Below are 19,233 nucleotides of genomic sequence, written 5' to 3'. Positions count from 1 at the left end.
AGTCAGAATTATTTATTTCGATTGAAAAGCTGACAGTTTTTCCCAATCGAACTCCACTCCTACCCCTGGCGTATCTGGTGCTACGGCAAGATGGTTCTCTACCACCAACGGTCTTTTGGTGTATTGGTCAATAGGAAAACTATGTACCTCTAGCCAACCTGAATTCGGTTGGGCGGATACCAAACTCACATGTAGTTCCTGCATTCCGTGCGAACAGGCTGGAATATTATACTTATCGGCCAACCGTGCGGCGGCCAACCAACCTGTGATTCCACCACAATTTGAAGCATCTGGCTGAACAAAGGATAATTTTGCCTGATCCATGGCATATTCAAATTCATGGATGGTATGCAGATTTTCGCCCATAGCCAAAGGAAAACCTGTAGCATCGGCAATTTGTGAGAAACCCATATAATTATCAGGAATAATAGGCTCTTCGAACCAAGTGATATCGTATTCCCTAAAACGGTTAATCGCCTCAATAGCCTTATCAACGGTCATTGAGTAGTTGGCATCGACCATGAAGGTTACATCGGGCCCGATGAACTCACGTACCGCTTTAATACGCTCTATGTCCTCATCGAGGTTTTCCCTTCCGATCTTAATCTTGACCGCGTTGAAACCCGCCGCCAAATAGCCCTCCATATTCTTCAAAAGTTTTGGAATAGGAAACTGTAAATCAATTCCCCCACAATAAGCTTTACAGGTATTACCTGCACCACCGGCCATTTGCCAAAGTGGTTTTTCGGCCTTCTTACAACGAATATCCCACAGTGCAATATCTATCGTAGAAACGGCAAAGGAAACTATACCTCCCCTACCTACATAGTGCATGTGCCATTCAAGAAAATCGTAAATCCCATCTATATCGGAACCGTCCTTACCTATCAAGGCCGGTGCTATATCGTAATCGACCATGGCCTTAATGGCATTCCCGCCTTTTCCTCCCGTATAGGTATATCCAGTGCCCGTACTACCGTCTTCCAAAGTGATAGTAGAAGTGACCAGTTCAAAATGCGTATGGTCACCATGTTTGGCATCGTTCATAACTTCCGGCAAGGGAACCCTGAACAACTTACAGTCAACCGATTTTATACTTGTCCCCATTTATGCCTTGTGTCTAATATAAAACGTCTTTTTCTCCATGTACTGCTCAAAGCCGTACTTACCATCTTCACCTCCCGAGCCACTTAGCTTATATCCGTTATGGAACCCTTGGTGTTGTTCACCATGACCACGGTTAACGTAAATTTCACCATACTCCAACTCATCATTACACTTCATGATGGTATTCATATCATTGGTAAAGACCATAGCCGCAAGTCCGTATTCACAATCATTGGCATAACCGACCACTTCTTCAAAAGTCTTGAATTTCAAGACGGGAAGAATAGGTCCAAAAGATTCTTCATGAACAATGGTCATATTTTGGGTTACATTGGTCAAAACGGTAGGCTCAAACCAAAATCCTTTTTCAAAAGCACTGCCTTCAGGTTTTTTGCCCCCTGTAGCCAAAGTGGCTCCCTCTTCTAGGCTTACGGCAACCAAATGCTCCATATGCTTTAGTTCGGCGGCATTCACTTTAGGTCCCATATCGGTATCCTCCAACATTGGATCACCTACCTTAATAGCCTTTGTCTTGGCTATGAATTTTTCCATAAAGGCATCGTAAATGCCTTCATGAACGTACATTCTTTCATTACAGGTACACACCTGTCCACAGTTATCAAAACGCGAATGTAGGGCAGCGTCTACAGCGGCATCGATATCGGCGTCTTCAAAAACAATAAAAGGAGCTTTCCCTCCAAGTTCCAACTGAACGTGCGTAAGGTTTTGTGCCGCAGCCCTGGCAATAGACTGACCAACGGGCGTAGAACCCGTCATTGTTACCATTTTGGTAATAGGACTTTCAACAAGTGCATTACCCATGGCCCTACCCGGACCGGTCAATATATTGATAACCCCATCTGGGATACCTACTTTTTTCGCAAGATTACCCAATTCCAAAGTAGCCAAAGGCGTTTCGGAAGTCGGTTTTATAACAATGGTATTACCGGCAACCAAGGCTGGTCCTAATTTACGACCGGCCAATGCCAACGGGAAGTTCCAAGCGGTAATGGCAACCACTACGCCACGAGGTATTTTCTGGATCCAAATTTGCTCATTGGGGTTGTCGGAAGGCACAATATCCCCCTCGATTCTTCTAGCCCCTTCACAAGCGTATTCAATAAAAGAAGCGGTTACCGCCACTTCTCCCTTAGCCACTTTTAGCAGTTTCCCTTGCTCCTTGACCAAGAGCTCGGCCAAGAAATCGGAATTGGCCTTAATCTCATCGGCCAATTTATATAAAAGTTCGGCACGCGAACGGGCCGGTAATTTTTTCCATTCCTTTTGGGCTTTGTCCGCTGCCTGTAGCGCTAGTTGGGCCTCATCGACCGTACCGTTCTGAACTCTTGCAACCACCTCTTCGGTAGATGGGTTTACAATATCTATGGTCTCACCTGAGGTAGAGGTAACCCATTTTCCGTCGATAAATAGTTGGTATTCTTTAATTGCTGACATTTTTCGTTAATTAATTAGTGTTTTCTATATGCATCCATTCGTTTGGCCGCAAGACCTTCAAACCTTCTTTCCAATTGCCAAAGAGGGCGCTCTAGGGTAAGTTCCCAATCGAAGAGCATTTGATAAAGTTCACGGACTTTTTGAGGGTATTTAAAAGCTAAATCATTCGTTTCAGATATATCTTCCTTTATATTATAGAGTTCCGCAGGGCGATCGGGAAATCGTACCAACTTCCAGTCGTTATGCCTAATGGCACCCCTAGCTTCTTTTTTCCAATACAGTGTCTCATGTGGCTTTCCCTGCTTTTTTCCTTGCAGGTAAGGCAGGAGGTCTACCCCGTCCAATCCGTCGATAACATTGATATTACCACCGGCGGCCGTAACAAAAGTCGGTAATAGGTCTAAGGTACTAATCGGGTTTTCATAAACCGTATTCGGCTTTAATTTACCCGGCCACGACATTAGAAAAGGAACTCGAATCCCCCCTTCTAAGTGGTTAGCCTTGGTGCCGCTCAAAGGAAGGTTCGAAGATTCGTTCGCATCCGATGGTCCACCGTTATCGTTAGTAAAAACAATTAGTGTATTCTTATCGAGGCCCAATGCCTTGATTCGATCCAAAACTTTACCGCAAGCCCTATCCATGGCAATGGTCATTGCCGCTAACGTCTTTCTTTTTCCGGTTAAACCTTTGACCTTTTCAAGGTCTTCTTCCTTTGCTTCCATTGGGGTATGTACCGCGTTGAAAGCCAAGTAAACAAAAAACGGATTCTTCTGGTTTCTCTCCATGAATGCAATGGCCTCATCGGCCAATTCCTCCGTTAGGTAGCCTTTGTGTTCTTGAAAACCTTCAAAACCACGTTCTAACCTATCTTCGCTCCTCTTAAGTTCGTTATCGGCACCGTAGGGCATATAACTTCTTGCACCTCCGCGAAAACCATAAAATTCGTCAAAACCACGTTTGGTCGGGTGAAACCGATCTGCATTCCCCTGATGCCACTTTCCGAACAAAGCTGTTTTATACCCCTGTTCCTTTAGGTAGTCGGCAATGGTCTTTTGATCAAGGGGCAAGCCCATATCGTCACCCGTAAGACCGTTTTTACTCATCAAACCAGGAACGTTGTTCTCTTCAAATCCAAATTTCTGCTGATACTTTCCGGTTAGGAGTCCCGCCCTTGACGGACCACATACAGCCGCAGACACATAGGCCTGTGAAAAGCGTACGGCATTTTTGGCAAATTTGTCCAGTTCGGGCGTCTTGAATTCTTTACTCCCATGAAATCCGAAATCGGCATAACCGGCGTCGTCGGATAATATAAAAACAATGTTCGGTTTATCTTGGGCCCAGCCACTAAAGAGCATAGTGAAAGACACAAAGAACAAGAGCACCTGCCTTGGCAATTTCATTTTCCTGTATTTTTTATGGATTATTCTTCCCGGTACCATTATCTTCCCATCCAGCCACCGTCTACCAACATGGTAACACCGTGCATATAAGCCGCTGCATCTGAACTTAAAAAGACTATAGGTCCCGCAAAATCTTCGGGTTTACCCCATCTACCAGCCGGTATTCGAGACAAAATAGAAGCCGATCTTTCGGGATCGTTCCTTAAGGCCTCGGTATTATCCGTACTGATATAACCTGGTGCTATGGCATTTACGTTCACACCCTTAGCGGCCCATTCATTGGCAAAAGCCATGGTCATCTGGCCAATCGCCCCTTTACTAGCCGCATAACCGGGCACTGTAATACCACCTTGGAATGTCAACAACGAAGCCGTAAAAATAATTTTACCTTCCCCTCGGGCCACCATCTCCTTACCGATTTCGCGGGTAAGGACAAATTGCGCCGTTTGATTGATTTCGATTACCTTATCCCAATACTCATCGGAATGCTCGACCGCAGGCGCCCTAAGAATGGTACCCGCATTATTCACTAGGATATCGATTTTAGGAAAATCGTTTTTCACTTCCTTTATAAATTCATATAAAGCTTCCCTATTGCTAAAATCGCAAGTGTATGCCTTAAATTTTCTTCCCGTGGCCTCAACTTCCTGCCCCACCATACTACCATGCTTCTCCAAAGAGGCGCTAACCCCGATGATATCGGCTCCCGCTTCGGCCAATGCTACCGCCATGGCCTTTCCTATACCTCTTTTACAACCCGTTACCAAAGCTGTTTTTCCTTTTAGGCTAAATTGATTCAATATGCTCATTTTCTATGCGTTGTTTCCCTTTAATTATTGTTGACAATCCATAAGTACTTTCATACCATCAGGATTATTATCTATGTTTTCAAATACTTGCTGAATATTAGTCAATGGCTGTACATCGGTAATCATATCCTCGAAGGGCAGTTCGTTTTTGGTAATCAAATCGATTGATTTTTCATAATCCTCTTTTTCGTATACCCTAGCCCCGATCAGGCTCAATTCTTTCCAGAAAAACTTAAAAAGGTCTACCGGTTTCTTTTCCCCATGAATGGCCACCATCAAGATTCGCCCGCGAATACCGGCAACCTCACACATGATATCCAAAGCGGGCTGCACCCCAGCTACTTCAAAAACCACATCGGCACGACGGTTATCGGTTTGCTCCTTTACATACTCTACCAAGTCTACCTTTGTAGGGTTTACAGCCTGCAACCCCATTGACTGGGCCTTAGCTATACGCTTTTCGTTCACTTCGGAAACGATGACATTCGCCCCTACTTCCTTAGCTACCATGGCCACCAAAAGACCTATAGGGCCACCGCCCAAAACCACGGCCGTCTCGCCAGCCACCAAACCACTTCTACGAACATCGTGGGTAGCAACCGACAAGGGCTCGATCAAAGCAGCCAATTTTAAATCGGTCTCCGCCTTTAGTTTATGAAGGACAAAGGCGGGTACGTTCCAATACTGTTGCATGGAACCCGGACTATCGATACCTATGAATTTTAAATCCTCACAAATATGGTTAAAACCTTTATCGGAAGCCTTCACCAAACGGTCGTCCAAGGGACGGACTACAACCTTATCACCAACTGCATAGCCTTCAACCCCTTCGCCAACGGCGTCGATGATTCCCGACATTTCATGACCAATGGTCTGGGGCATAGCCACCCGCTTGTCCATCATACCATGATAAATATGCACATCGGTGCCACACACCCCTGAATAGGCCACTTTAATTCTAACATCACCTTTTTCCGGTGCTTCAATTTCCTTCTCGATTACAGAAAAGGTTTTGTTTCCTTTGTAAACAGTTGCTTTCATCAAACTTATTTTCCTATTATTTTTTTACTCCTTTAGCCACATGACGTGTTTTTCTTTCGGAAGAAAAACGCATGATACTCTGGTAATCACCATTATTGTATATATGCGTCAACCCCCACCGTAAAATCTCGGTCGGTTCTTTTTCAACATCCGCTGTTCGGTTCAGTCCGATAGCATGGGCATTGACCCCTGGTATGACCGATTTAATTTCAAAGTTAATTCCGTCGGGAGCCCATTGGATCGTGTTTTTCTCAGGACCATCTGTAGTGATCAGCGAAGCAATACCTCCGTTATAAGGCCAAACACATATTTCATGACCACTATTGCTAATAGGGTTATATGGAGATTTCACGTAAGGGCCTTTGGGATTATCCGCTATGGCAACACCATGACGTATCTGCCTTCCGCCGAAAGTTATCTCTTCGCCCATCTGCTCTCCTTTGTAATAGAGATAGAATTTTCCTTTATAAGGTATAATACATGGATCATGCACCTTATGGCTATCAAAATCACCCTTCTTAATCACGGCAAAACGATCTTGCTCTTCACCCTTCCACACGCCGTTATCGGCCGGACTTAAAATGGGTTCTTCACTTTTAGTCCATGGACCATCGGGAGAATCTGCCCAAGCCAAACCTACTTGGTTTTTAACACGGACATTATAGGGTGATTTTACCGTTTGATAGCAGAGGTAATACTTATCTTCCCACTTCATGATCTCAACGGTAAAAACGGAGCGATCATCATAAGCCCCTTTTTCACCTCTTGTTACGGCCGGACCTTCTTCTTTCCACGTCCAACCATCTTCAGAGGTGGCATACCAAATATCACATCGATCCCATGGAAACACTTTATCTTTTTCAATATCCCCACCAAAACCTTGTGTTGGCCCGGTACTTTTAGAATACCACACGTAATATTTTCCGTTCTCTTTGATTATAGCACTTGGATCACGGCGCACAACACCTTCCTCATAAGCCAAATCCCTTTTAAAGGCTGCAAGGGACCAAACTGAATAAACCACTCATTACCTAAGTCCGTAGGCCATTTCAAGGCTCTTTTTGATGCAGCGCTCAAATGGTTCGTATCGGTAATACCGAGGTGGTCAATTTGTTCAGCCGTAAATGTCACCTTCTCTTCGCTATTAGCTGTAGATTTCATTTCATTTGTAGTTTTGGGAGAATTGCAGGCCGACACCAGCACCGCAGCAAAAATTAAAAATTGGGAGTATTTGTTCATGGTTATGGATTACTTGATCTAAAATTTAAATATACATGTCTACACTACTAAACTAACTGGCCCGATTCATTTCTATATAATCGGATGGGGAAGTTCCATAGAACTTCCTAAAACACTTACTAAAATAATTGGGATCACTAAAACCGACTTGATAACTGACCTCGGCAATACGGAATTCCTCACTGGAAAGCAGTTCTCCCGCCTTCATCAGCCTTAAATTTCTCATAAAATCCTTTGGTGCATGGCCTGTTATTTTTTTTAATTTCCTAAAAAAAGTCGAACGACTGGTATTCATGTCGAAAGAAAGATCATCTACCCAATAGGTGTTATCCGAAATATTTTCCTCAACAAAACCAATAACCCTTTCAACAAACGCTCTATCCGTAGCGTTTAACACTGAGAGGTCTACCATTGGTTTGGGGTGCTCGAATTTCTCCTTGTCACCCACATCACCCGTCGAAATTATTTCGCTTGCCTTCCCCTTTAAAACTTTAAGGCGTTTTGAAATATTTCGATCTGCATCAGACTCAAGCTCCTTGATTTTTGCTCCCAAGGAATGTAATACATCTAGCAAAATAGCCGGCATGTTCAATCCCTTTTCAAAGACCCTATCGTACACTCGCGCATCTTTATCGCAATCAACTTTAAGGTGTCGTTCACTGTTTTCCAATACTCCATTCTGGCTCTCAACGTCACCAGGAGCATCTTCCCCTATAACAATTGTCGCATCCATATGGTGTTTTTTTGATTCAAATATGAAACTAGTTTCTTATTTGAATCAAAAATATGTAAAAATTTGACACATCCTCATATTTTGACCATCTTTTTTTAAGATATAGCTCACAATGCCCCCTAAAAAAATTAAAACCCTGATTTCTAAATATCAGACGATTAGCAGAGTCTTGCCCATAGATATTTATAGACCACAAAAAAAGACCCGCCAAACGGGCCTCTCTTTTCATCTTTCACCTCAAAGGTGATATCTTATTTGCTCCCTTTTTTCTACATTTTAAAAAACTCAATGGTTCAAATACCCCAGTTTGGTAGAAATTTCAAGGGCGTATTTCACAACAATCTTACCTTTACTTTCAAATTGCGATGCCGGAAGTCGCCCGTAAGGAGCCGTAATCCAAAGTGCCGCTACGGGATAACCGTACTCATTAAATATGGGGGCCCCCACACAATTGATCCCTTCAATATCTTCACTATTATCTACCGCATAGCCCTTTTCCCTAACTTCTTTCAACACCTTTTTAAACTGTTTCCTTGATGTAATGGTATTTTCAGTGAACTTGGTCAGGGGTTTTCCGTTCAAAGCCATATCGGCCTCTTCATTCGGTATATAGGCCAGTATACATTTACCCCCTACCGAACTATGCAGGTCAAACTGGGTACCGGGTTCAACGAAGAGTTTAACTGGATATGACGAAGGCACTTGCTCCAAAATAGTTCCCGTAGAGCCGAGTAGTACACCTAGCATGACCGATTCCTTAAGCTCATCACGCAGTGCGCGCATAACATCTATAGAATGCTCTACAATGCTCTGTTCGTTCATAGAAGAAATGCCTAGGGTCAACATTTTTCTAGAAAGGGTTATTTTTTTGGTGGTCTCGTTTTTCTGAAGATAATTCTTGAATATCAGGGTGCTGACAATCCGAAAAGCGCTAGATTTTGTAATGGAAAGGGTTTCTGTTATTTCGGCCAGGGTCATACCATTAGTTCGAGTAGCCAACAACTCAATAATAGAAAGTCCCCTCTCTAAGTTTGGAACATTGTAAGTGGACTTTAATTCAGCCTTCGGTTTCTTCATTTTTAAATATTAAGTGCGCAATTTAACAATCTTACGCATATTTTCGCAAAAATTTGCACTCGCATCCATTGAAGGACTCCCTTTCAACACATCTTCTAAAGGGACGAAATATATTCTTCGAGATTGACCGATCGATCTAATTTCATTTTTTTGCGCAACCTGTATCTCGTGGTATGCACCGATTCTACAGAAATCCCCAAAAGCCTAGCCATTTCCTTACTTGAAAAGTTCAGTTTGATCAAGGCACACAACTTTTGATCGGCTTGACTTAGCCTAGGATACATTGTGGTAATCTTATTGTAAAAATCTTCGTTTACCGCAGTAAAACGAAGGCGGAATTCATCCCAATTATCGCTTCGATTATGGGAAATGGATTTTAAAACCTGTTTGACCTCTGGTTTATCGGAGATTCCTTCCGCTTCTTTTAACCTTTCCGCTATTTCCTTCAAAAACTCATCCTTTTCGACCATTTGAAGCGCCGATACGGCCAACTCTTTATTCTTCAAGTCAAGAAGTTCCTTCCCCTTCTTAATTTCGAGTTGCTTATTTCTCCGCAACATTTGCTTTTCTGTCAAATGCCTAGTTCGAATCGACCTGAAATAAATAAGACCAAGTATAGCCATAAAAACCAAGGAGCCCAATAAAATAATACGCTGCAACATCGATATTTTATCGGCCTGTTCCAATTTCTCCAAACGTTGTTTTTGCACAAGCCTTTCTTGCTTTTCCTTCTCAATCCGAAACTCGTCCTTTATTTCCAACAAGCTCTGATTGATTACCGTTCTACTGTCAAAGAACTGAGCATCAATAGCCTTTGCTTTTTTTTGATTCTTATAGGCATTTTCATACTCGCCATGACTCTCGTACAAATCGGCCAGTTTCTCATGTACCAAGGAAGAAAAATCGACATGACTATTGTATTCTGCAGAAATCGCCAAGGCTTTCTTATAATAGGCTTCGCTCTGCTTGTAATTGGACATATTGGCGTAGACATCGCCCATATCCGAATACACCAACACCAAATAAGAAGGCCTGTTCTTTACAAACCACGGTTGTACGTTTTCCAATAACTGTAATGCCTCTTCGTTTTCATTATCCAAATACAATTGATAGGCTTTTTCAAAATGTAAATAGGCCATAGGAAGCTGTCTCTCAATTGGCTCGTAATTTAGGAAGCAGCTATCGAGGTATACCTTGGCCAAATGAGGTTGATTCAACACCCTATGAGTGGCGCTAATCAAGTAGTAATTTTCAACCAAATTAGCTTTTTTCAGTTTCCCCTTATCGATTAACCTGCGATTGATCTCAAGGGAAGTCTGCAAATACTCTAGGGCCTCATCTTTTCGTTTGAAGAAACTGTAGAGTCTACCTAGCCAATTATAAACGGAAGCCTTTAATGCATCATCATCTGCTCTATCGGCCAAAAAAAGGGCGTACCAAAGTGTATCGTACGATTTTGTGTAGTCAACATGCTGCCCATAAATATAGGGCATCTCCAAAAGAGCCTTTACCGCATTGACCGTATCCCCCTTTTTTAAGAATTCTTCATGTTTTTCTTGTAGCAGGACCAATGCCTCTTCAGGATGGTCACGTCTCAATTTTCTCGCTTTCTCAAAAAACGCTTCGCCCTGCAAGCCTTTCAGGGTATCAGATAGTTGCTGCGCATCTAATCTACTAATTGGAACCGAACAAAGGATAACTATCATAAAAGACACCAAATGTCTGACCTGCAAAACCATAGTTTATTCTATATCCTGATTTAATTTAAACAAGTTGTGATAACCGTCATTATTTGCAACTAGAATAAATTTACCGCTTTTTGTGTTCAACGCGGCTATATTACGAACATCTTTGTCCGCAAAGAAACCCGATTGCAAATTAGACACCAAAACAAAAGTTCCTTTACCATTTCCTTTCAGAAAGGTTCCGATACCAGCATCTGAGCGGGTCGTTTCAACTTCAGATCGATAATTATTTCCTGCCAAGACAAGGTCACCGATCCCATCTCCATCAAAATCTTCAAACAAAATACTGTTAATCGGCGCCGTTTGTACCCGATTTACGAAGGGCTGAAAACTAAACACACCGCTATTGTTCACAAATATGCCCGACCGTAACTCGGTTGCCTTATAATGCAGTGCCGTCTGAAGGCCTTCGCCTACGATACCTTTCAAATCTTTATTGGCAAAGTCTGTATATGTAGGTATTTTTCGGGCTAGGTGCGGTAATTGCTGTGTCATACAGCTTTTCCCCCTAACCGGCACCTGCTTCCCTTGATACTCTTTTGCCAAAATAACATCTTCGGAACCGTTCATATCAAAGTCGGAGGTATAGATTTCAAATGGTTTTTCATAAGAAGCGTGAAACTTTGAATTGAGCCCCAAGTTTCCCGCAACAATATCCTTATCGCCGTCCCCGTCGATATCTTCGATCAAAAGTTCATTCCACCAGCCAACGGCATCGGCTAATTGAGGATAGGCATCACTGCGCTCGAGTTTGTTATTTGTATTGAGAAATACCTGAATACCCATCCACTCCCCTGTCAAGACCAAATCGGTGTCATTATCATTATCGATATCAATCCATTTCGCATCGGTTACGAGTCCCAATCCTCGAAATTCAGGTGCCAGGTCATCGTTTTGTATACTAAATTTACCCGCCTCATTTACCAAGAGCAAACTACTGGCAGGGTACGGATATTTACCCGTTATTAATCTGCCCCCTATGAACAGATCGATATCTCCGTCACCATCATAATCGGAAGGAAGCACTATAGACCCCGAAATCCCTACTTCAGGAATGGCATCTAGCCCTTTTGTTAAATTGCCACCTCCATCGTTAAGATAAAGTCTATCGACCAACATTCTCGGGTTCTCGTTAAATTCATAGCTTCCACTTACTACATAAAGGTCCTCATCCCCATCGCCATCGGCATCGAAAAAAGCAGCACCAATATCTTCATACCCCTTATCTTCCACCAAAACAGGAATACTTATCTTCTTAAAAGAAGTCGATTGCCCCAATAGCAGTTGCCCAGGCTGTCCCTTGCCCCCACCTATGAAGACATCGTCTTGACCATCTCCGTTAAAATCACCTTTTGCCAAGGCAGGCCCTAATTGCGAAAGTTTATGGGGCAATAATATCTGTAGTTTATAGTCATTGTAATAAGGATCGGTATGCCTCACATCGAAGGCCAGTTCAGAGAACAAGGTCTCCGCCTCCTCTTGCTCTTCGCTTCTAGCTTGGGCCATACCATAATCAACACGTATAGATTGATTTGCCTGAACATCTTCGAGTTCTTGAACCTTTCGATCAGGCCATATAATTTCCATGCGTTGAACCGATTGATGATTCCCAAGGCCAAAGTATAACGAATTAGGCACCGAAGACAAAAATCCCCTAGTAGGGATTACCTGGCGCATTTGTTTGGTACCATCCTCAAAGTAGAGATGAACAACGGCCCCTATACCAAATGTGTTCTTGCCGGCAGCTTCCAAATTCAGTTCCAAATAGTATTTTTGGGAGTTGTCAACAGCCCTATTCTCGAGTAATGTAGCGGTGTCATTTATATTATTCACCACAACGTCCAAATCTCCGTCATTGTCAAAATCCGCGTACGCGGCACCATTGGAGAAAGAAGGTTCACTATCTACCCATGTCTCACTCGTATCCTCGAACGTTAAGTCTCCTTTATTTCGAAAAAAGAAATTTTTTAGCTTTTGCTGAGGAAGCATTTTTGCGAACTTTAGAAAATCTTCATCCGTAGGTTTTCTTTTGTTCCGCCTTAAGATTTCTAAGATTTCATTGTTCTTGTCGCGATCAATGACGTCGCGATAAACACCGTTGGTCACAAAAATATCGTTAAATCCATCTAGGTCGAAATCGGCCGACAATAAGGCCCAGCTCCAATCCGTATTGGCCATACCTGCCATATTACCGATTTCGCTAAAGGTTCCGTTACCGTTATTGATCTGTAGCATATTATGCATATACTGATAGTGGTACCCGTTTTCGACCATACCTTCAAAATCGGATATAGAGGTCATGGCCATTGTTGTTTTAGACCTTACGTAATCTTGGGGATTCATATCCAAGGTCATCACATCGAGAAGGCCATCGTTGTTCATATCAGCCATATCGCTGCCCATGCTATTGAAAGACATATGCTTAAAAAGCTTATCACGCGATTCGGTAAAAGTGCCGTCACCATTGTTGACATAAACCAAATCGGGCACATTGAAGTCGTTACATATATAAATATCGTCCCAGCCGTCATTATTAAGATCGCCCACTTGGGGGTTCAATCCGAAACCGATATCATAAAGCAGCCCTGCCTTTTTTGATATATCGCTAAAATGGCCTGTACCATCATTTTCATATAGGCGGTCACTTCCCTTCAACTCTAGACTTTTAGGGTCGTTTTGAACTTTATTCAGGTCAAGTATTTCTGATCGGCTAGTTATATCAGGGGTATTGGAAATATAGACATCGAGGTCATTGTCCTTATCAAAATCGAAAAAAGTGGCCTGAATGGTTCTATTGGGGTCGGCCAGCCCTAATTCTTCAGCCTTTTCCGTAAAAGTAACAACACCGCCTTCCGAAGACCCGTTGTTTATGTATAATAAATTTTTGAATTTTCCATCCTCATCTTTCCATCCGCCCCTTGAAACATAAATATCCAAGAGTCCATCACCATTTACATCTACCATGGTGACCCCTGTATTGAAACCGGGACTTAGTTCTATACCAGCGGCCTTAGTAACATCTTCGAATTGCAGATCCCCCTTATTGAGGTATAATCTATCATCGGATGAATTCGAGGTAAAATAAATATCATCATACCCGTCGTTATTTACATCACCGACTGCTACACCACCACCGATATAGGTATACATGTATTGATAATAATTGGATTCTAAGGTCTCTTCGAGCCGATTTACAAATTCGATACCCGAAAGTTCTGCCGGCACTTCCCGAAAAAGCCTAGACGACTTTTCAACAGTTTCTTGATTTGCCGCAGATTTCTTTTCTGTTTGCTTACAAGAGCATAGCAGTATCGCCACTACCAGCCCCCACATCTTAGGATAACACCTCATAAGTTTTCGGTATTAATTTTTAATTGTATTAAAGTACAAAGATTTTCAGCGATATACACCTTGAGGTTCGCTCAAGGCCCATTTAACGAAGCCCTTCTAAACAAAGATAACGGCAAGGCTTTTTTTTTAAAACCTTACCGTCATACTTAACAACTAACTCAACTTTTTAATTTGCCAGATTGGGGTTTAAATCAATTTCTATCTGAGGAATAGGAGCATAATAATTATCAGGAGATAATGAGCCCAAAACCGGGTTCGCAATTGGGATATTTGAATCCAATGGTGTACGGGCTTCATTTTTCAACGCTTCTTCAACCCTTTCCATTCTAACCAAATCATTATACCGTAAATATTCCCCTGCAAATTCCCACTTCCTCTCGGTGAATGCCAATTCCGCTAAATCTCCAGAAGTAACATCTACAGAAGGGTCGGGTGAATCAAATGGTTTCCCGGCAGCTCTTCTTCGAATCATATTCAATGCTTCCCATGCATCGGCGGTAGCATTGCCCGATCGACCCGAAGCTTCGGCATAATTTAGAAGTACCTCTGCATACCGCATATAAAAGTCGTTTCTATCCGTTGACCATTGACTAGGAAGGTCTCCTAAAGGTCCGGCTACTTTTGTAAATACCGGTTGCACCTGATCGGTAAAGTTCTTCCAATCTAAATCTGTTCTATACGTTGCTTCTTTTCTTGGTCCTTCCGGAAAGTCTTCGAAGAATCGAACTTCAGCAAAAGTTTCCGACCAACCTCCCTCTACATCGGCAGGGTATCCTAAAATACCATATTTTCTGTTTCCCAAACCTGCCGCATTACTATACACTATTGTCCACACAGACTCTTTATTAAACCTATTGGCTACTTTCCATAAATCGTTCAAGTCATTTAGCAACTCAAAACCATAGGAAGAATGGTTGTCAATAACTTTCTTTGCAACATTGGCCGCATCGGTATACTTAGAGCTATCCTTTAAAGGAAAACCGGCCCAATTCATATAAAGACGCGATAAAATGGCTTGTGCACTTCCTTTATTGGGACGAGCCGCACCTTCGGGTATCTCTAGGCCCGGGTACATGTTCGGAAGCAAGCTTTCCGCTAATAACAGATCACTTTCAACTTGCTGATATACTTCTTCTTGTGTAGCCAATCCTATCTCAAAATCAGGTGCCGATGTTAGAGGCAAAGGAATTCTACCGTGAATTCTAGACATATGTAAGAAAAGTGTACCTCTTAAAAAATGGGCTTCTCCCAAAAGTCTGTTATATCTCTCTTGATCTGTTACATTAAGACCTTCTGCACTCTCGATAACCGCATTAACGGCACGAATCATAGAATAAACATCGTTCCAATTACTCAATGATCGAGGATTGTCTCCAGAAACATTCATTTGGTCATACTCCCTAAATGGAGCTTTATTCAATGCCTTGTGCGTGGTAATATCATCTCCGGCCCAACCAAAAACGTTAAATGTGGTCCATTGGGCGGCCGTCCGTAATTTACCATAGACCCCTGTCACGGCCAAATCAAAATCTTCCAATGATGAAAATTGCCCAGGTGCCAATTGTGAATCCGAAGGGTGCTCTTCTAAGTTTGCGCAGCTTTGCAATGATAGAGCAAAAACCACCGATACCATTCCAATACCGCTACTTAAATATTTTATCAACTTATTTTTTGTATACATAATTTTGATCAATTTTGATTTATTAAAAATTGAATTTTAAACCTAAGGAAATAGTCAATGGGTTTGGAAAGGCTCCTGCATCGATACCGGCCGCAACATCTCCATTGCCTCGCTCTGCAGGATCTGCCGCGACAGATGTAAGTTCTGGATCATAACCTTGATAATCGGTAATCAAAAATAAATTCTGCCCACTGGCATAAATTCTCAATGATTCAATCGCTCCGATATCGCGAAGGGTATACCCAATGGCCAAGTTTTGTAGACGTATAAAACTTCCATCCTCAACAAATCTGGAAGAACCGATTATACTTTGGCCACCAGCCGGGATATCCGTTTCATTTTCGGGCGTCCATTGATTGAGTTGATCAGGAGACATAAAACTCTTGGCAGGACCGTTAATGGTACCCCGCATTGTATTGTATACATCAAAACCATGAACCCCTTGAATGAACAAGTTCAAGTCCCAATTTTTATAAGTAAATGTATTGTTGAAACCCCAAAATGTTGTTGGCGTACCATTACCGATAGGTCTATATACTATATCACCAGATTCATCCCTTAAGTATTTCGGGTCGCCCGGGGCTCTACCAAACTCCGCAGCCTCAGTAGCTTCAGCTGTTTTCCATGTTCCCAAAAACGTAGCTCCCAAGAACTGCCCTAAAGACCGTCCTTTTTCTATAATGTTCCAGTATTGCTGTGTACCATCGGTTGCTTCAAAAGAACCTTGTATAAAGTCTACACCTCCTAAATCAACCACTTTGTTTTGTACGTAGGAAAAATTAAAGTTTGAATCCCAATTAAAATTATCGGTACTTACGATACCTCCCCCTAAAGAAAAGTCTACCCCGTAATTTTCAACTTCACCAATATTTTGAGGAATTACCCCTCCTCCATTGGTACCTGGAACAGGAACATCCAATAACAAATCCGTTGTATTCTTTTTATATCCGTCGATTGATAAACTTGCTCTTCCGTTCCAAAAAGCAAAATCAAGTCCCGCGTTAATTTGCGTCGTTGTTTCCCAGGTCAAATCTTCATTTCCGTATCCGTCAGGAATAGCCCCTGGTGAAGGAGTTCCTCCACTGTAGGGGTACGATGCATCAGTCCCTCCAATTTGCGAGCTAGGATATGTTGCATATGGAGCTATATTTTGGTTCCCTACTTGTCCCCATCCCCCTCTGATGGCAAAATCCGTTAAAAAATCACCATTACTAAGAAAATCCATTTGCTTAAAGCTATACTTTAAAGCTACAGATGGGAAATAGCCAGTATTCTGAGCTTTTCTAAATCGTGAAGATTGATCCATTCTAACAGTGGCAGTAAGGAATAAGCTTTTATCATAAACGTAGGCCGCCCTAGCCATAAGCGATTGAATATCCGACTTGTTATAGTTATTCCATGCATTAAAGGACTGGCCTAATTCAGCCAAATAATAATTACCGGGAACAATATAGTCCGTTGATTTATATCCATTCTGACTATATTCATTTTGAGAGAACTCATATAAACCAGTTGCGGAGATATCGTGCTTACCATAGGTATTGGCCCAAGTTAAAATATTACTGACTTGAAAGCTAGTAGTTTTAGCCCCACTGTAAGTTGCATCGGGCAAAGTTTGGCTAACAATATAGTTTTGCTGGGCAGTATTTATTGAATTTGCACCTACGATCAATGAATATTTAAGCTTATCTGTTATGCTGTAATCCGTATTAAAATTAACATCTATTCGATCATTTACATTTTGCAAGTCAGATTCCAACATATCAGCGATAGGATTGTAAGTACCACTGGCAACACTTTTCGTCGAATATAGATTGTAGCCTCCATTTTCATTATAAATCGGAGTGGTGGGGTCCCAAGTCAATGCCTGAAAAATCTTCCTACCTTCAAATAAGTTGAATTGATCTAGATTGTTTTCGGTCTTGGCCCTAACAGCTGATATTTTTACCCCAACGTTTAACCTATCGTTTATTTCGGCGTTTACATTAGCACGTACGGAGTATTTTTCATAGCCTGTTTCAATAACCATCCCTTTTTGGTTCACATAGTTACCCGATAAAAAATAGTTGATCTTACCGTCTTCGGAAGCCCCGCTAGCCGAAAGCTGTAAGTTTTGTGTCAATCCGTTCTGCCCTAGTAGTTCCTTTTGATAGTTTGTCCCTCCATTTGCCTCTAAAGCAGCTATTTCCTCATTAGTATAAACAGCAGGGGAATTTACCCTAGCTCTACTAGAATTTTCTATTCTCGCAAAATCGGCGGCTCCAAGGGTAGGGATGTATTTACGTACATGATCACTTGAAATAAAATAATCTACGCTAATTTTTCCTTTTCCTTTTCCTTTTTTCGTAGAAACCAAGATTACACCATTTGAACCTCTCGAACCGTAAATTGCAGTTGCAGACGCATCTTTTAACACCTCCATAGATGCAATATCATTTGGGTTTATTGAACTTAAATCACCTCCAATAACCCCATCAACAACAACCAAAGGACTATTATTCCCCGTAATGGAATTGACACCTCTAATACGAACTTTGATTTCCCCCCCAGGCTGTCCTGAATTGCGGGTTACCTTAACCCCTGATGCCCTACCTTGCAAGGCGTCTTCAGTTCTTGTCAACGGCTGGTTTTCAAAAGATTTTGATGTCACCTGGGATACAGATCCGACCACATCACTCTTTTTAGCCGTTCCATAACCTATAACAACCACTTCCTCTAATTTACTGGCATCTTCAACTAGAGTCACGTTTATAGTGGTTTGGTTTCCCACGGTAATCGTTTGGGTTGCATATCCTAAATAGGTAAATACCAATACATCTCCAGAAGATGCCTCAATGCTATAGTTACCATCGAAATCTGTGGTCACCCCATTGGTCGTGCCCTGAACAACAATGTTCGCTCCCGGAACCGGACCAAGGGCATCATTGACCGTACCGGTTATTCTTTGTTGGGCCTGTATTTCTTGAAAGCCCAGCAATGTTAAGAAAAGCCCCATAAGAACACTTCCCTTTAAAAGGTTTAAAATTCGGTTTTTCATAATTGATTACATTTTAATTGTGTAGTTCTGAGTTAAATCTTTTAATGACAAAACAATAGGCCCCAAATTATCACCTTAGGAATATCACCACCCCTTTTTTGCTAAATCACCAAAAAACATAGGGTGAATGTATATAATATGTGTAAGTTTTTTGCACAATCGTTCCTAGACAAAAACTAGACAACATTAATTTTAAATGTTAAAATTTAAATCTCAAATAACTAAAAATCAACTACTTAATACGTAAAATAAATTCATATCAAATAATAGACAACTGACAATTGTGTAGCTCCAGTGCAAGAAAATAAGAAAGTGAATATCGCCTTTGATCAAAGTTATGTTTAGAGCAGTCTCTTGCATTTCAAGATAAAGAAAACCCGTTTCATTAGCATATTTCATCTAAAAAATAGGCAAGCGTACATACGATTTGATTCTTGTCCAAATGGACCTAAGAAACTCGTCCATGTAAAATTTTCGGGGCTTTATAAAAATGGATTTTTTCACTAAATAAACAAACCCCAATTTTCAATAAAATGGAGTGAGGAAGCAGTCAAT

At 41.8% G+C, this 19,233-nt stretch carries 13 protein-coding genes; all 13 read right to left on the bottom strand.

What is annotated here, in order from left to right:
• Positions 1-12: 12 nt before the first annotated feature.
• Positions 13-1,107: a mandelate racemase/muconate lactonizing enzyme family protein gene (locus tag BW980_RS10050; RefSeq protein WP_076455092.1), complete on the bottom strand. Its 1,095-nt coding sequence runs from the start codon at positions 1,105-1,107 to the stop codon at positions 13-15.
• On the bottom strand, positions 1,108-2,562 hold the full coding sequence (aldA, locus tag BW980_RS10045; protein ID WP_076455091.1) for an aldehyde dehydrogenase: 1,455 nt from the start codon (positions 2,560-2,562) through the stop codon (positions 1,108-1,110). It lies immediately after the preceding gene.
• 14 nt (positions 2,563-2,576) lie between these two features.
• A complete protein-coding gene (locus BW980_RS10040) occupies positions 2,577-3,965 on the bottom strand; it encodes a sulfatase (RefSeq protein WP_076455566.1) in 1,389 nt (462 codons plus the stop codon).
• Positions 3,966-4,003: 38 nt separating this feature from the next.
• Positions 4,004-4,768, bottom strand: a complete 765-nt coding sequence (locus BW980_RS10035) for an SDR family NAD(P)-dependent oxidoreductase (RefSeq protein WP_173427297.1) — start codon at positions 4,766-4,768, stop codon at positions 4,004-4,006.
• A 30-nt stretch (positions 4,769-4,798) separates the two neighbouring features.
• Positions 4,799-5,815 (bottom strand): zinc-dependent alcohol dehydrogenase, encoded by a 1,017-nt coding sequence (locus BW980_RS10030; protein WP_076455090.1) that lies wholly within the window; start codon positions 5,813-5,815, stop codon positions 4,799-4,801.
• Between the two features lie 16 nt (positions 5,816-5,831).
• Positions 5,832-6,797 carry a glycoside hydrolase family 117 protein gene (locus tag BW980_RS10025; protein WP_245800031.1) on the bottom strand — a complete coding sequence of 322 codons (966 nt, stop codon included), beginning with the start codon at positions 6,795-6,797 and terminating at the stop codon, positions 5,832-5,834.
• The gene (locus BW980_RS22820; RefSeq protein WP_245800030.1) at positions 6,752-6,976 is read right to left on the bottom strand and encodes a hypothetical protein; all 225 of its coding nucleotides are present in this window, start codon (positions 6,974-6,976) and stop codon (positions 6,752-6,754) included. The genes BW980_RS10025 and BW980_RS22820 overlap by 46 nt, the downstream gene beginning before the upstream one ends.
• Positions 6,977-7,106: 130 nt before the next feature.
• Entirely contained in the window at positions 7,107-7,787 is a 681-nt protein-coding gene (locus tag BW980_RS10020; protein WP_076455089.1) for a helix-turn-helix domain-containing protein, read from the bottom strand.
• A 285-nt stretch (positions 7,788-8,072) separates the two neighbouring features.
• On the bottom strand, positions 8,073-8,864 hold the full coding sequence (locus BW980_RS10010) for an IclR family transcriptional regulator (protein WP_076455087.1): 792 nt from the start codon (positions 8,862-8,864) through the stop codon (positions 8,073-8,075).
• A 95-nt stretch (positions 8,865-8,959) separates the two neighbouring features.
• Complete coding sequence (locus BW980_RS10005) at positions 8,960-10,570, bottom strand: tetratricopeptide repeat protein (protein ID WP_175609876.1); 1,611 nt, start codon at positions 10,568-10,570, stop codon at positions 8,960-8,962.
• Between the two features lie 36 nt (positions 10,571-10,606).
• Positions 10,607-13,960: a VCBS repeat-containing protein gene (locus BW980_RS10000; RefSeq protein ID WP_076455085.1), complete on the bottom strand. Its 3,354-nt coding sequence runs from the start codon at positions 13,958-13,960 to the stop codon at positions 10,607-10,609.
• Positions 13,961-14,126: 166 nt separating this feature from the next.
• Positions 14,127-15,641, bottom strand: a complete 1,515-nt coding sequence (locus BW980_RS09995; RefSeq protein ID WP_076455084.1) for a RagB/SusD family nutrient uptake outer membrane protein — start codon at positions 15,639-15,641, stop codon at positions 14,127-14,129.
• A 22-nt stretch (positions 15,642-15,663) separates the two neighbouring features.
• Complete coding sequence (locus BW980_RS09990) at positions 15,664-18,678, bottom strand: SusC/RagA family TonB-linked outer membrane protein (RefSeq protein ID WP_076455083.1); 3,015 nt, start codon at positions 18,676-18,678, stop codon at positions 15,664-15,666.
• Positions 18,679-19,233 lie beyond the last annotated feature (555 nt).

Source organism: Zobellia uliginosa (assembly GCF_900156625.1).
Lineage (GTDB): Bacteria > Bacteroidota > Bacteroidia > Flavobacteriales > Flavobacteriaceae > Zobellia > Zobellia uliginosa.
This window is presented reverse-complemented; position numbering and strand designations above follow the sequence as displayed.